Here is a 13,430-nt window from a genome sequence, read left to right on the forward strand (position 1 = left end):
GGAGGATCCACCGATGTCCGACCCGATGACGGTGCTGGTGACCGGCGCCGGCGGTTTCGTGGGTGCCGAGGTGACCGCCCGGCTCACCGCCGCCGGCCACACCGTGCTGGCGCTGCTGCACCACAACACCGAACTCGTCCGCAACAACGGCAGAAAGCTCACCCCGGGCCCGGGCACCCTGACCCGGATCACCGGCGACATCACCCGCCCCGGCCTCGGGATGACCGACGACGACCGGAGACTGGCCGCCATCGCCGACCGGATCGTGCACTGTGCCGCCGTCACCGACTTCGGGCTGCCGGACGGACACTACGACCGCCTCAACGTCGAAGGCACCCGGCACGTCCTGGACCTCGCCCTGGCCGTCCGCACCCCGCTGGTGCACCTCAGCACCGCCTACGTGTGCGGGGAACGCGACGGCACGGCCCGCGAGGACGAACTCGATGTGGGCCAACGCCCGGGCAACGGCTACGAGAAGAGCAAACTCGCCGCCGAGACCCTGGTCCGCGCAGCCGCGGCGGACGGCCTGCCGGTGACCGTGGTGCGCCCGAGCATCGTCACCGGGGCCGGCCGCACCGGCCGCGTCCGGGACTTCAAGACGATCTACCCCGTGCTCCGGATCCTCACCCGGGGCCTGGTGCGGACCGTGCCCGGTCACTACGACGCCGTCCTCGACCTGGTCCCCGTCGACCGCGTCGCCGACCTGGTCACCGAGGCCACCCTGCGCGCCCAGGACGCCGAGTGCCGCACGCTGCACGCCGTCGGCTACGAGCTGACCCTGCGTGACTTCTCCGACGTCCTCGCCGAATACCCCTGCTTCCAGGTGCCGCGGTTCGTCCCGCCGTCCGCGTTCAGCGCCCAGGCACTGCCGGACGGTGAGCGTCCCTACTACGACCGCGTCATCACCCTGTACGACACCTACTTCCGGCGGCGCGTCCACTTCGACGACACCCGGGCCGCGGCCTTCAGCGGCCGGCCGGCGCCCACGGGCGCACGGCCGTATCTGCGCCGCCTCCTCGACCACTGCCTCGCCACCGGCTATCTCGGCCCGGCTCCGCGCCGGCTACCGGCCGCGGCGGTCCGACCCGACGGGAGCACCCACCGATGACCCCCGCCCATCTCACCGACCCGCCGCACGGCATACCCGTCTCCCCGCTACTGACCTGCCACCCCGCCAAACAGCGGCTGTACGGCGCGGACACCTACTTCCAGGAGAGCTACGACCAGCTCGCCGCCCTCACCGCCGACGTCACGGGCTTCGCCCACCGGCACGCCGCGCTGCTGCTCAAGCCGGACGCCGTGGTGGCCCGCAGGCTGGAGGCGGCCGTGGACTGGCTCACCGGGCGCGGCTTCAGGATCGTCGGCGCGGCCGTCACCCGCCTGACCCGCACCATGATCCGTGCCTTGTGGTACTTCCAGTGGAACCTCGCCACCCCGCACCGACGGCGGCTCGCCGCCCTGTTCCTGGAGGACGCCGACGCCCTCGTACTGCTCGTCCGCCCCGAGCGTGACCTGGACATCCCCGCCTCGGTCGAACTCACCCGGCGCAAGGGGCCCACGGACCCGGACGCCCGCCGGCCCGGCCAACTGCGGCACCTCCTCGGCCGCCACAGCTACCTGCTGAACCTGGTGCACACCCCCGACGAACCCGCCGACGTCCTGCGCGAGCTGGCCGTCCACTTCGACGACACCGCCCGCGACCGTCTCTTCCGGTCCGCCCTCGCCGACGAGGACCGCACCGCGAACGCCCTGGAGCTGACCGGCCGGCTGTACGCGGCCACCAAGCCCCGCGACCTGGAATTCGCCCCCGCCGTCGAACGGCTGCGGGACACCGTGTCCCGGCACGCCGGGGCCGCCCCGGCCGCACCGCGCGAGCTGCTGGAGAACGCGTGGGAGCGGGGGATCGGCCTCGACCCGTGGGACACGGTCATCGTCGGCTCCGCGGTGCTCCCCATGCGCGTACCCGGCCGCGCCCCCGTGCTCGACGGGGCGGACGTCGCCACCTGGCGCCGCCACCTGAACACCGTCCGCGCCACCCCGAGTTGAGGAGCGGCCCATGCAGTTCACCCGGACACTCTCCAAGGAACTGGTGCACCGCGCGGCCGTCTGCGAGGTCTTCCTGACCGACGCCGAGCGCCGCGGCGAGGACGAGCTGCTGCTGGCCGCGCAGCTTCCCCGCCGCCACGCCTTCTACCACGACACCCTCGGGCCCCTTACCCACCACGATCCACTGCTGTTGTTCGAAGCGTGCAGGCAGGGCATCTTCGTGGTGGCCCACCGCTACCTCGACGTCCCCCTCGGGCACAAGTTCCTGCTGCGTGCCGTCGAGTTCGAGGTGCCGGACCCGGCGGCCCTCGTGTGCGATGGCCGTCCGGCCGAGGCCGTCATCGCCGTCCGGATCGAGGACCGGTTCCGCACCCGGGCCGCGCCGACGGGCCTGCGGCTGCGCTTCACCTGCACCATCGGCACCCAGGACGCGCTGCTGGCCCGCATCGACTACTCCTGGATGCCCCCGGAGGACTGGACGCGCCTGCGGGCCCGACAGCGCGGTGCCCTCGGCCTGCCCGACACGCCCGTCGCCCTGCCCGGCCCACACGTCGATCCCGCCCTCGTCGGCCGGGGCGACCCGGCCAACACGGTCATCTCCCCACCACGCACCGCGGCCGACGGCACGCACACCGCACGCCTGATCGCCGACACCACACACCCGACCCTGTACGACCACTGGGTCGACCACGTGCCGGGCATGCTGGAGCTGGAGGCGTTCCGGCAGCTCGCCTTGACGGCGGCCGTCACCGCAGGTGCCGTCCCCACCCCGACGGCGCTGCCCGTCGGCCTGACCGCGCGGTTCCGCTGCTTCGCCGAGATGGACCTGCCGCTTCGGTGCCGCACCGCTCCCGTGCTGCCCCACGCGGACATCGCGTGCACCCTGCACCAGCCTGGCGCGGTGGCCGCCGAGGCCCGGATCCGGCTGGCCGATCCCGACAGGTGCGGCCCGACGCGCGTCCTCGCGGGCCGGGCGGCCCACGAAGCCGCATGACGCCGTCTCCGCCGACCCCGGCGCCGGCCCGGACAGGGGGAGCCCCCGCAGTGACCACCGTCGCCGCCTGGCGCGTACCGGCCAGACTGGGCCGTTTCGTGCTGGGCAGGTTCCGGCCGCCCCTCTACGCCACCTACGCGCTGCTGTGGGTCTGCGCACTGGAGGGTTCGGCGGTCGCCGCCACCGGCACGACCTGGCGGCCGACCGGCGCCACCTGGGTGCGCGTCACCGGCGTCGTACTGGCGCTGCTGTTCCTGCGGATGCTGGACGAGCAGAAGGACCTCGCCCACGACCGTGTGCACCACCCGGACCGGCCGCTCGTCACCGGCGCGATCACCGCCGCCGAACTGCGCGGCGCGATGACGGCGATCACGGTCGTGGCGACAGCCCTGAGCGCCGCCCTCTCGGCCGCGGCCGCCCTGCTGCTCCTCGCGGTCCTCGGCTACGGGCTCCTCCTGGCCGCACTGGAACGGCTGTCGTCCGCGGTCCGCGACCGGAAGCTGCTCAACCTGGCGGTCACCTATCCGGTCCAGGTCCTGCTCGGCGTCTATGTGTACGGGTCGCTGGTCGCCGCCGGGACCGTGACCGCCGACTGGCGCGGCGCGGTGCTGCTCGTCCTGAGCGCCTGTGTGTTCCTGCACGTCGAGTTCGCCCGCAAGACGGCCTGGGAGGCGTCGCCCGGTGCCCGGCTGTACTCGGCGGACCTCGGTCCGCGGCGCAGCGCGGCGGTGACGGCGGGGCTCGCGGCCGGTGCGGTCGGCTGCGAGGTGCTGCTGTGCGCGCCGGACGGCCCGCCGGGGCTGCTGCCCTGCCTCGCGGCGGCCCTGCCGGCCTGGGGCACCCGACGCTTCCTGGCCGCCCGCCGCGGCGGCTGGCCGATGGCGACCGCGACCGGCTTCGTCGTGGCCACGTACCTCGCGCTGGCCCTCTTGGCGGTGTGGCGGCCCTGATGGTCGAAGCCCCCGTCCGGCGAGGAGTCGAGTGCCGCACCTCGACGGCGGCGGGGCGGCCGACCGGCGTACGGGCGCGGCCGATGCCGCAGGAGGGCGCCTACGGGGGTGTCTGTGCCGTCTCCTCGTCCAGTCGGGGCAGTTGGGGCGTGGCCCGCGGGGCCGTCGTCGCCCGCGGGATCAGCTGGGTGGGCAGGATGATGTGCCGGGTGTGGTCGGCTGCGGTGTCGTCGATGAGCCGCAGGGCGAGTTCTCCCGCGAGCCGGCCCATGTCGGTGGGTGACTGGGCGACGGTGGACAGGTCGAACCACTGGGCCACCTGGTGGTCGTCGAAGCCGATGACGGACATCCGGTCGGGCACCTGGATGCCGGTCTGGCGCAGCGTGTGGATGACGGCCACGGCCAGCTCGTCCTGTTCGGCGAAGAGCGCGGTGGGTGGCTCGCGCAGGCTCAGCAGCTGTCCGATTCCGGTGATCAGACCGCGTGTGTCGTCGGCCGCCATGGTGACCACGAGTTCGTCGTCGAGGGGGATGCCCGCCTCGGCCAGCGCCTGCTGGTAGCCGAGCAGGCGCTCGCGCGAGCTGAAGCTGAAGCCGGTGGCCCCGGTGGTCGGCGCGAACGCGATCCGCCGGTGACCGAGGTTGAGCAGGTGCCGGGTGGCCTTCAGGGCACCGGCGACATCGTCGACGTACACGCTGGGCCGGCCCTCGGCGTGCTGGCTGACGTAGATGACCGGCATGCCGAGGTCGTCCAGGCGCGCCGTCTCCTCGGTGGTGAGGTCGAAGCCGAAGACGAGCAGCGCGTCGGCGTTGCGGCGGGCCGGGAGACGCTCGAAGAAGGAGATGCGCTCGGTCATGTCGGGGATGACGTAGACGTTCAGTTCCCGGCCGGCCGCGCGCAGCAGGGGGCCCAGGCTGGACAGCGCCGATCCCATGAACCACGAGTTGAGCGTCGGCACGAGCACCGCCACGACTCCGGTCTTTCCCGTGACGAGGCTCGCCGCCTGGCGGGAGACCGCGAAGTTCAGTTCGCGGGCGGCCTGTTCGACGCGGGTGCGGACCTCCGGCGAGACGGTCGGAAGGCCGCGCAGGGTGCGGGAGACGGTGGACGGGGAGACGCCGGCCCGTTCGGCGACGTCGGCCATCGTGGGGTGCCGTTGAGCGGGTGACATGAGCGGAAGTTAGCACAGGGACGGCCCTTGTTCCCATCCGTCGTGACAGCGCTGTCACGGCAGTCGTCCGCAGTCGCCATGTCATTCTTTGCCGGTAAATGTGCCGCGCGCTCTTTCAGATTCGTTCGAACTACCGACAAGTTACGGATTGACTTCGCCTGAGTGCACTCCTAGCGTGCAAGCGTTGTCTCGACGGGTTCGACGCCGTCCTTGTTCATCCCTCATGCACGGCTTTGACCTGCACTTTTCTTCATCGAAGTGCCGTGACAGCACAGTCTCACGGGCGATCAGCCGCGCCTTCGGTTCCCGCACGACCAGGAGAGAGACAGTGAAGACCAGGACCACCAGAGCCCTCCGGTGCTCGGCGACGCTCGTCGCCGCCGGGCTCCTCCTCACCGCCTGCGGCTCGAACGGAGGCAGTGACTCGGGCCAGCCGGCCGGGAACACGTCCTTCGAGGGCCGCGGCCCCATCACCTACGTGGCGGGAAAGGACACCTCCGGCGTCGTGCAGAAGGTCATCGACCGCTGGAACACGCTGCACCCGAAGGAGAAGGTCACCTTCGTCCAGCTGCCCACGGACGCGGACTCGCAGCGGCAGCAGATGATCCAGAACGCGGAGACGAAGTCCGACGCCTACACCGTGCTCTCCCTCGACGTCGTGTGGACGTCGGAGTTCGCCGCCCACCAGTGGATCGACCGGGTGCCCGGCCAGAGGTTCCCGCTGCAGGACATGCTCAAGCCGGTGGTGGAGACGGCGAAGTACCGCGGCGGCCTGTACGCGGTCCCGGCCAGCTCCGACGGCGGACTGCTGTACTACCGCACCGACCTGCTGAAGAAGGCCGGCATCACCAGGCCCCCGGCCACCTGGTCCCAGATGACAGCCGACTGTGCCAAGGTGAAGCGACTGCCCGGGACGGATGGCATGTCCTGTTACGCAGGTCAGTTCCAGAAGTACGAGGGCCTGACGGTCAACTTCGCCGAGGCCGTGAACTCCGCGGGAGGTGTCGTCACCGACGCGAGCGGCAAGCCGGACGTCGACACGCCCGGCGCCCGCAAGGGCCTGGACTTCCTCGTCGGCGCCGTCAAGGACGGCACGATCCCCAAGGAGGCCGTCACCTACCAGGAGGAGGACGGCCGCCAGGCCTTCCAGTCCGGCAAGCTGATCTTCCTGCGCAACTGGCCCTACATGTACGCACTCGCCGAAAAGAGCGAGCTGGCGGGCAAGTTCGCGGTCGCGCCGCTGCCCGGCCTGAACGGACCCGGCTCCTCCAGCCTGGGCGGTCACAACCTCGCCCTGTCGTCCTTCGCCAGGAACAAGGCCACGGCCCTCGACTTCATGAAGTTCTTCAGCAGCCAGGACAGCGCCGGCACGTTCCTGAAGGACGCCTCCCTCGCCCCGCCGTACGCGCGGTCGTACGACGACGCCTCGCTGGTCAAGCAGTATCCGTACCTGCCCGACCTCAAGCAGTCCATCCTGCACGCCGTGCCCCGGCCGCGGGTCGTGCAGTACGGCGACGCGACCTCGGCGATCCAGCAGGAGGCGTACGCCGCGCTGACCGGCGCCAAGAGCGGCGCCCAGGCGCTCAAGGACCTGCAGAGCGCGCTGCAGAAGTCCACGGCCCAGTGAGGAGCGGGAGATGACGGACACGACGACCCCGCCCGGCACGGCGGTGCGCGAACGCGGCAGCGCCGCACAGCGGCCCGCCGCACCCGTGCGCCCGAGTCGCCGCACACGGGCCCGGGCGACCGCCGGTTCGGGCCGGATGGCGGCCCTGCTGGTCTCCCCGACGCTCCTGGTGCTGACCATCGTGGTGCTCTATCCGACGCTCATGGCGCTGCACGAATCGCTCTACGGACCGAAGGGCCTCGACCCCAGCACCGGCTTCATCCGCACGACCGAGCCGTTCGTCGGCCTGCACAACTACGCCGGCATACTCGGCGCCGCCGGCCAGCGGTTCTGGAACGCCTTCTGGAACACCACGTTCTTCACGGTCGTCACGGTGGGCCTGGAGACGGTGATCGGCGTCGTGATGGCACTGATCATGCACCAGGCCTTCAGGGGCCGCGCCCTGGTACGGGCCGGCATCCTCGTGCCCTGGGCGGTGCCCACCGCCATCTCCGGCCTGCTGTGGCGGTGGATCTTCAACAGCAACGGCATCGCCAACGCGATCCTCGGACGCCAGGTCCTGTGGACCACCGAGGGCTTCCACGCCAAGGTCGCCGTCATCGTCGCCGAGGTGTGGAAGACGGCCCCCTTCATCGGACTGCTGGTCCTGGCCGGGCTGCAGGTGATCCCGAAGGAGGTCTACGAGGCCGCCCGCATCGACGGGGCGAGCGCCCTGCGCCGGTTCTGGCACGTCACCCTGCCCCTGGTGAAACCCGCGCTGCTGGTGGCGGTGCTGTTCCGCTGCCTGGACGCGCTGCGCATGTTCGACCTGCCGTACATCCTCGTCGGCGCGCAGAAGAACTCGGTGGAAACCCTGTCCATGCTCGCCCAGAACGAGGCCTCCAACGTCCGCTTCGGACCGGCCTCCGCCTACGCGGTGATCCTCTTCCTCTACGTCCTGCTCATCGCGCTCGCCTTCGTCCGGCTGCTCGGCGCGGACCTCGTCGGCGACCGCGACGGCGGCAAGGCGAACCGGAGAAGCCTGCGGGGCATCCTGGCGCCGCGCCGTACGGAGGTGGCGGCATGACCCGCACAGCGACCTTGCGCACCCGGCTGCTGTACCTGGGAGTCGCCGCGGTGGTGGCCTACTGCCTGGCCCCGTTCTACTGGATGCTGGTCTCCAGCCTTCGCCGCACCTCCGACATCTTCGACACCTCGCCGCTGCCCTCCCCGGTGTCGTTCGAGAACTACCGGGCGGTGTTCGACCCCTCCCAGGGGTTCACCCGCGCGCTGCTGAACAGCCTGCTGGTCGCGGGTGTCACCACGGCGCTGGCGCTGTTGCTGGCCACGTTCACCGCCTACGCGATGGCCCGGCTGGAGTTCCGCTTCAAGCGGCTGATCCTCACACTGATCATCGCCACCTCGATGTTCCCGGTGGTGTCGATCGTGGTCCCGCTGCTGAAGCTGTTCACGGACATCGGCTGGATCAACACCTACCAGGCGATGATCGTGCCCAGCATGTCCTTCGCGCTGCCGCTGGCGGTGTGGAACCTCACCACGTTCTTCCGCCAGATGCCCGACGAACTGGAGCACGCCGCGATGATCGACGGCTGCACCCGCGGCCAGGCGTTCCGCAAGGTCATCATCCCGCTCGCCGCGCCGGGCATCTTCACCACCGCGATCATCACCTTCATCGCCGCCTGGAACGAGTTCCTCATCGCCCTGTCGATGACCAACAAGTCCGCCATGCAGACGGCACCGGTCGCCATCTCCAAGTTCGCCGGCGCGACCCAGTTCGAGACCCCGTTCGGCAGCCAGATGGCGGCGGGCGTCCTGGTCACCGTCCCGCTGGTGGCCATGGTGCTGCTCTTCCAGCGCCGTATCGTCGCCGGACTCACCGCCGGCGCGGCCAAGTAGACCCCCTCCCGCACTCCCGAAAGGGCCCACCCCACACCATGCCCAGCACCGCACCGTGGTGGCGCAGCGCCGTCATCTACCAGGTCTACATCCGCAGTTTCGCCGACGCCAACGGCGACGGCGTCGGTGACATCGCCGGCATCCGCTCCCGCCTGCCCTATCTGAAGTCGCTCGGCGTCGACGCCATCTGGATCAACCCCTGGTACAAGTCGCCGATGGCGGACCACGGTTACGACGTGGCCGACTACCGCGCGATCGACCCGCTGTTCGGTACGGTGGCCGAGGCCGAGCAGCTCATCGAGGAAGCCCACCGGCACGGCATCCGCGTCATCCCCGACATCGTGCCCAACCACACCTCCGACCAGCACGCCTGGTTCCAGGCCGCCCTGGCGGCAGGCCCCGGCAGCCCGGAACGCGAGCGCTACGTCTTCCGCCCCGGCCGCGGCGGCGACGGCTCCGCACCGCCGAACGACTGGGTCTCCTGCTTCGGCGGGCCGGCCTGGACCCGGCTGCCCGACGGCGAGTGGTACCTGCACCTCTTCGCCCCCCAGCAACCCGACCTCAACTGGGAACACCCGGAAGTCCGGGCGGAGTTCGAATCGGTCCTGCGCTTCTGGTTCAGCCGGGGCGTGGACGGCTTCCGTATCGACGTCGCCCACGGGCTCGTCAAGCACCCCGAACTGCCCGACCTGCCGCCCCGTCAGGAGCCCGCGGTGCTGGGCCCCCTCGCCTCCCGTGACGCCGCGGACGCGGGGCCCCGCACCCACGTCGACCACCCCCACTGGGACCGCGACGAGGTCCACGACATCTACCGCGCCTGGCGCAAGGTGGCCGACGAGTTCCCCGGCGACCGGTCCTTCGTCGCCGAGGCCTGGGCGGACACCCCCGAGCGGCTCGCCGCGTACGTCCGCAGGGACGGTCTGCACACGGCGTTCAACTTCGACTTCCTCATGTCCGGTTGGATCGCGAAGGACCTGCGCGCCGTCATCGACGACTCGCTCGCCATGCTCGGCGCGGTGGGTGCGCCGGCCACCTGGGTGCTGTCCAACCACGACGTCATGCGTCACCCGAGCCGCTACGGCCGCCGGACGGTCAGGCGGTGGACGGCCAACGAGCCGTACCGCCCCGAGGGCCCCGCCGACCTGGAACTGGGCACCCGGCGCGCCCGCGCGGCGGCCCTGCTCATGCTCGCCCTGCCCGGCGGCGCCTACATCTACCAGGGCGAGGAACTGGGCCTGCCGGAGGTCGAGGACCTGCCCGAGCACGTGCTCCAGGACCCCGTCTGGGAGCGGTCCGGACACACCGACCGCGGCCGCGACGGCTGCCGCGTGCCCGTCCCGTGGTCAGGAAACACGGCACCGTACGGCTTCAGCCCCGACGACGCCTCCACCGCGCCCTGGCTCCCGCAGCCGGCCGCGTGGGCCGGGCTGAGCGTCGAGGCGCAGACCGGCGACGCCGCGTCGATGCTGGAGCTCTACCGCGCTGCGCTGCGGCTGCGCCGCGACCATCCGGCGCTCGGCGACGGCACCCTCACCTGGCTGGACGCTCCCGAGGGGGTGCTGGCCTTCGCCCGTGACCCCGGTTTCGTCTGCGTGGTCAACCTGTCGGCCGAGGCCTGCGCACTGCCCGTCCACACCTCGGTCCTGCTGTCGAGCGGCCCCCTCGAGGACGGCCTGCTCAAGCCCGACCAGGCGGTCTGGCTGGCGGTGTAACCGGCTGTCCCACCACGGGGCGCACCTCCGGTCTCCGGCCACCGGAGGTGCGCTCCCCGTTCCGCTTTCACGGGGTCGCGCGCACGATCACGAGCGAGCCTTCGTACGTGGGGCGACCGCGCAGGTGGCCGAACTCCTCGTCCCAGGCCCCGGATTCCAGGTCGCGCCGCAGCGTCCGGTCGAAGCGCTCGCGGACGTGGTCGTCGGCGAAGCTCCAGGCCGAACACGCCTGGCGGGCGGCGGGGTCGAGCAGCATCTCGGGCCGGCCGTAGTACGCCTCGTCGAACCCGTCCGTGCAGTCCAGGGGGATGGGCACGGTCTGGACGGTCCAGGTGCCGCCCAGCGCCGCGGCCAGTTCCTCGACGGGCGGGTAGCGACGGGCCTCGATGTCCAGCACCTCGGGTGCGTAGCGGTACAGCCAGAAGTCCCGGACCAGAGCGGGGTCGCAGGTCAGGATGACCACGGGCCCGACCGTCACGCGCCGCATCTCGCGCAGCCCGGTCCGCACGTCGGACCACTGGTGCACGCTGAACAGCGTCATCGCCGCGTCGAACGCGCCGTCGGCGAAGGGCAGATCCTCCGCCGCGGCGTCGATCGCACGGCTGAGGCCCGTCGGGCGCCGGGCGCGCATCGACTCCGAGGGCTCGACCGCCGTCACCGCACGCGCCGCGCTCTCGTACGATCCGGCGCCGGCGCCGACGTTGAGGACCTTCCGGGCGTCACCCAGGGCCTCGGCGACGAACCGGGCGATCCGCTCGTCCGGCCGCCGGAACGAGGCGTGTGCGGAGCCGATGGCGCCGTGGGCGACGTCACCGGCGCTGCCGTCCTGGGTGCGTGTGGTCATCGGGGGTCTACCTCGCCTCGTGAGCAGGGGTGCGCTACGACCCAAGCGGGTACCGCAGGGTCGAACCTCCATCCTGCATCTGCGGCGGATATTCGACAATCACCTGGCAAATGCTCAGTGGATCTCACAAAAGCCTTGGTTTGTGTGGGCCGGGGCTTGGAGGTAGCGACAAGGGGTCGGCCGCTTCCCGCCCAGGACCCGCTCGTCTCTTCAGGACGGGTACGCGTGTGTCTGGGCCGCCTTGACCGTCGCCCACACCGTGGCTCCCGGACGGAGGTCCAGTTCGGCGGCGGCGACCGTGGTGAGGTCGGCGGCCAGGGGCAGCTCGCCGGTGAGGTCGGCGCGGATCTGGTCGCCATGGCTCTGCAGACCGGCCACTTCGCAGCGCCAGAGGTTGCGGGCGCTGGAGCCGGCGGGACGCTCTCGGTGCAGGGTCACGGCGCCGGGCGGGAAGGCCACGAAGGCGGGGCCGGTGAGGTCCTCGGTCGTCGTGACCACGCAGCCGCCGTCGACCTGGACCGCGTGTCCTCGGGCCTGTCCCCGGTAGAGGTTGAGGCCGACCAGGTGGGCGATGTAGTCGGTACGGGGGTGGCGGGCGATGTCCGCCGGGGTGCCCTCCTGGACGACACGTCCGTCCTCTATGACGACGAGGTGGTCGGCCAGCACCATGGCGTCCAGCGGGTCGTGTGTGACGAGGACGGCGACCGCTTCGAAGTCGGCCAGGTGGCGGCGGAGTTGGGCGCGGACGTCGAGACGGGTGCGGGCGTCGAGAGCGGCGAGCGGCTCGTCCAGGAGCAGCAGCCGGGGGTGGGTGGCCAGGGCGCGGGCCAGGGCGACGCGCTGGGCCTGGCCGCCGGAGAGCCGGCGGGGTTTGGCGGCGGCGTGCTCGGCGAGCCCCATCCGCTCCAGCCAGGCGGCGGCCTGGGCGCGGGCCTCGGCCTTGCTCGCGCCGTGGCAGCGCGGTCCGAAAGCCACGTTGTCCAGCGCGGACAGATGGGGAAAGAGCAGGTAGTCCTGGAAGACGACGCCGACCGGACGCGACTCCGGCGGCGTACGGTCCAACTCGGCCCCGTCGAGCCGGAGATGACCGTCGGCGAGCGGGACGAGACCGGCGAGGGCGCGCAGCGCGGTCGTCTTGCCGGCGCCGTTGGGGCCGAGGAGGGCGACCACGTCACCGGGCGCAGCCGTCAGCGTCACATCGAGGCGGAAGGCACCGCGCTGGACCACCAGACGGGCGGCAAGTCCGTCGGCGGCCCGGCCGGGCGTGCCGACGGCGTTCTGCGTGGGCTTACGGGTGTCGGTCATGCGGCCCTCATCCAGCGGTCGCGCAGCCCCGCGAGCACCGCGATCGACACGGCGAGCAGGACCAGGCTGAGGGCGATCGCCGCGTCCGGGTCGTTCTGCAGGGCGAGGTAGACGGCCAGCGGCATGGTCTGGGTGCGGCCGGGGAAGTTGCCGGCGAAGGTGATCGTCGCGCCGAACTCACCGAGGGCGCGGGCCCAGGCCAGTACGGCGCCGGCCGCGATGCCCGGGGCGATGAGCGGCAGGGTGACCCGGCGGAACGCGGTGAAGCGCGAGGCGCCCAGCGTCGTGGCCGCCTCCTCGTAGCGGGGGTCGGCGGCCCGCAGGGTGCCTTCCACGCTGATGACCAGGAACGGCATCGCGACGAACGCCTCGGCGATGACCACTCCGGTGGTGGTGAACGGCAGCGTGACCCCGAACCAGCTGTCGAGCCACTTGCCGATCACCCCGTTACGGCCGAGCGCCATGAGCAGGGCCACACCGCCCACGACCGGCGGCAGGACGAGCGGCAGCGTCACCAGGGCCCGCACCAGCCCACGCCCGGGGAACTCGACGCGTGCCAGCAGCCAGGCGAGCGGCACGCCCAGCACCAGGCTCACGGCCGTCGCCGCCGTCGCGCAGATCAGGGACAGCCGCAGCGCCTGCCACACCTCGGTGCTGGTCAGCAGGTCGGGCATGGCGCCCCAAGGCGCCCTGACCAGCAGGGCGATGAGCGGGAGGACCAGGAACGCCAACCCGACCAGTGCGGGCAGGAGGAGGGGCAGTGGGGCGCCCGTGCCGATGCGGCGTCGCCGCGGCCGGCCCGTGCGGGGGCCGGTCGCGGCGTCGGTCTCGTGGAGCGAGGTCACGGCTTGAGGAATCCGGCCTGGCTGAGGACCTTCTGGCCCT

At 71.8% G+C, this 13,430-nt stretch carries 12 protein-coding genes; 8 read left to right on the top strand and 4 right to left on the bottom strand.

Annotated features, from left to right (window positions below; all coding sequences use genetic code 11):
- The first annotated feature begins 13 nt into the window (after window positions 1-13).
- Genes IO33_RS0125500 through IO33_RS44505 form a run of 4 tightly spaced genes read left to right on the top strand, consistent with a single transcriptional unit; the run spans window position 14 to window position 3,990 of the window.
- Window positions 14-1,108, top strand: a complete 1,095-nt coding sequence (locus tag IO33_RS0125500; RefSeq protein ID WP_031168976.1) for an SDR family oxidoreductase — start codon at window positions 14-16, stop codon at window positions 1,106-1,108.
- Window positions 1,105-2,046: a nucleoside-diphosphate kinase gene (locus tag IO33_RS0125505; protein WP_051926953.1), complete on the top strand. Its 942-nt coding sequence runs from the start codon at window positions 1,105-1,107 to the stop codon at window positions 2,044-2,046. The genes IO33_RS0125500 and IO33_RS0125505 overlap by 4 nt, the downstream gene beginning before the upstream one ends.
- A gap of 10 nt (window positions 2,047-2,056) precedes the next feature.
- On the top strand, window positions 2,057-3,040 hold the full coding sequence (locus tag IO33_RS44500; protein WP_051926954.1) for a ScbA/BarX family gamma-butyrolactone biosynthesis protein: 984 nt from the start codon (window positions 2,057-2,059) through the stop codon (window positions 3,038-3,040).
- 50 nt (window positions 3,041-3,090) lie between these two features.
- The gene (locus tag IO33_RS44505) at window positions 3,091-3,990 is read left to right on the top strand and encodes a hypothetical protein (RefSeq protein WP_037685912.1); all 900 of its coding nucleotides are present in this window, start codon (window positions 3,091-3,093) and stop codon (window positions 3,988-3,990) included.
- 100 nt (window positions 3,991-4,090) lie between these two features.
- On the opposite strand, the gene IO33_RS0125520 is transcribed toward IO33_RS44505, so the two are convergent.
- Window positions 4,091-5,161: a substrate-binding domain-containing protein gene (locus IO33_RS0125520; protein ID WP_031168983.1), complete on the bottom strand. Its 1,071-nt coding sequence runs from the start codon at window positions 5,159-5,161 to the stop codon at window positions 4,091-4,093.
- Window positions 5,162-5,489: 328 nt separating this feature from the next.
- Here IO33_RS0125520 and IO33_RS0125525 point away from each other — a divergent pair, with 328 nt between their 5' ends.
- Genes IO33_RS0125525 through IO33_RS0125540 form a run of 4 tightly spaced genes read left to right on the top strand, consistent with a single transcriptional unit; the run spans window position 5,490 to window position 10,396 of the window.
- The gene (locus tag IO33_RS0125525) at window positions 5,490-6,788 is read left to right on the top strand and encodes an ABC transporter substrate-binding protein (protein WP_031168986.1); all 1,299 of its coding nucleotides are present in this window, start codon (window positions 5,490-5,492) and stop codon (window positions 6,786-6,788) included.
- 10 nt (window positions 6,789-6,798) lie between these two features.
- Window positions 6,799-7,854, top strand: a complete 1,056-nt coding sequence (locus IO33_RS0125530) for a carbohydrate ABC transporter permease (RefSeq protein WP_051926955.1) — start codon at window positions 6,799-6,801, stop codon at window positions 7,852-7,854.
- Entirely contained in the window at window positions 7,851-8,684 is an 834-nt protein-coding gene (locus tag IO33_RS0125535; protein ID WP_031168990.1) for a carbohydrate ABC transporter permease, read from the top strand. The genes IO33_RS0125530 and IO33_RS0125535 overlap by 4 nt, the downstream gene beginning before the upstream one ends.
- Window positions 8,685-8,722: 38 nt before the next feature.
- Window positions 8,723-10,396: a glycoside hydrolase family 13 protein gene (locus tag IO33_RS0125540; protein ID WP_031168992.1), complete on the top strand. Its 1,674-nt coding sequence runs from the start codon at window positions 8,723-8,725 to the stop codon at window positions 10,394-10,396.
- Between the two features lie 67 nt (window positions 10,397-10,463).
- Here the strand turns inward: IO33_RS0125540 and IO33_RS0125545 are convergent, their stop codons facing one another.
- The 3 genes from IO33_RS0125545 to modB all read right to left on the bottom strand — a co-directional run bounded on the left by IO33_RS0125545 (window position 10,464) and on the right by modB (window position 13,390).
- Entirely contained in the window at window positions 10,464-11,240 is a 777-nt protein-coding gene (locus tag IO33_RS0125545; RefSeq protein ID WP_031168994.1) for a class I SAM-dependent methyltransferase, read from the bottom strand.
- A 210-nt stretch (window positions 11,241-11,450) separates the two neighbouring features.
- On the bottom strand, window positions 11,451-12,545 hold the full coding sequence (locus IO33_RS0125550; RefSeq protein WP_031168996.1) for an ABC transporter ATP-binding protein: 1,095 nt from the start codon (window positions 12,543-12,545) through the stop codon (window positions 11,451-11,453).
- Window positions 12,542-13,390, bottom strand: a complete 849-nt coding sequence (modB, locus tag IO33_RS0125555; RefSeq protein WP_031168998.1) for a molybdate ABC transporter permease subunit — start codon at window positions 13,388-13,390, stop codon at window positions 12,542-12,544. The genes IO33_RS0125550 and modB overlap by 4 nt, the downstream gene beginning before the upstream one ends.
- Window positions 13,391-13,430: the final 40 nt, after the last annotated feature.

Origin of the sequence: Streptomyces durhamensis, from assembly GCF_000725475.1 — a bacterium.
GTDB lineage: Bacteria > Actinomycetota > Actinomycetes > Streptomycetales > Streptomycetaceae > Streptomyces > Streptomyces filipinensis.

What these genes read in the sequence shown, in the direction of transcription:
- IO33_RS0125500 (WP_031168976.1), top strand. Translation starts at nt 14, where the DNA reads ATGTCCGACCCGATGACGGTGCTGGTGACCGGCGCCGGCGGTTTCGTG.
- IO33_RS0125505 (WP_051926953.1), top strand. Translation starts at nt 1,105, where the DNA reads ATGACCCCCGCCCATCTCACCGACCCGCCGCACGGCATACCCGTCTCC.
- IO33_RS44500 (WP_051926954.1), top strand. Translation starts at nt 2,057, where the DNA reads ATGCAGTTCACCCGGACACTCTCCAAGGAACTGGTGCACCGCGCGGCC.
- IO33_RS0125520 (WP_031168983.1), bottom strand. Translation starts at nt 5,161, where the DNA reads ATGTCACCCGCTCAACGGCACCCCACGATGGCCGACGTCGCCGAACGG.
- IO33_RS0125530 (WP_051926955.1), top strand. Translation starts at nt 6,799, where the DNA reads ATGACGGACACGACGACCCCGCCCGGCACGGCGGTGCGCGAACGCGGC.
- IO33_RS0125535 (WP_031168990.1), top strand. Translation starts at nt 7,851, where the DNA reads ATGACCCGCACAGCGACCTTGCGCACCCGGCTGCTGTACCTGGGAGTC.
- IO33_RS0125540 (WP_031168992.1), top strand. Translation starts at nt 8,723, where the DNA reads ATGCCCAGCACCGCACCGTGGTGGCGCAGCGCCGTCATCTACCAGGTC.
- IO33_RS0125545 (WP_031168994.1), bottom strand. Translation starts at nt 11,240, where the DNA reads ATGACCACACGCACCCAGGACGGCAGCGCCGGTGACGTCGCCCACGGC.
- IO33_RS0125550 (WP_031168996.1), bottom strand. Translation starts at nt 12,545, where the DNA reads ATGACCGACACCCGTAAGCCCACGCAGAACGCCGTCGGCACGCCCGGC.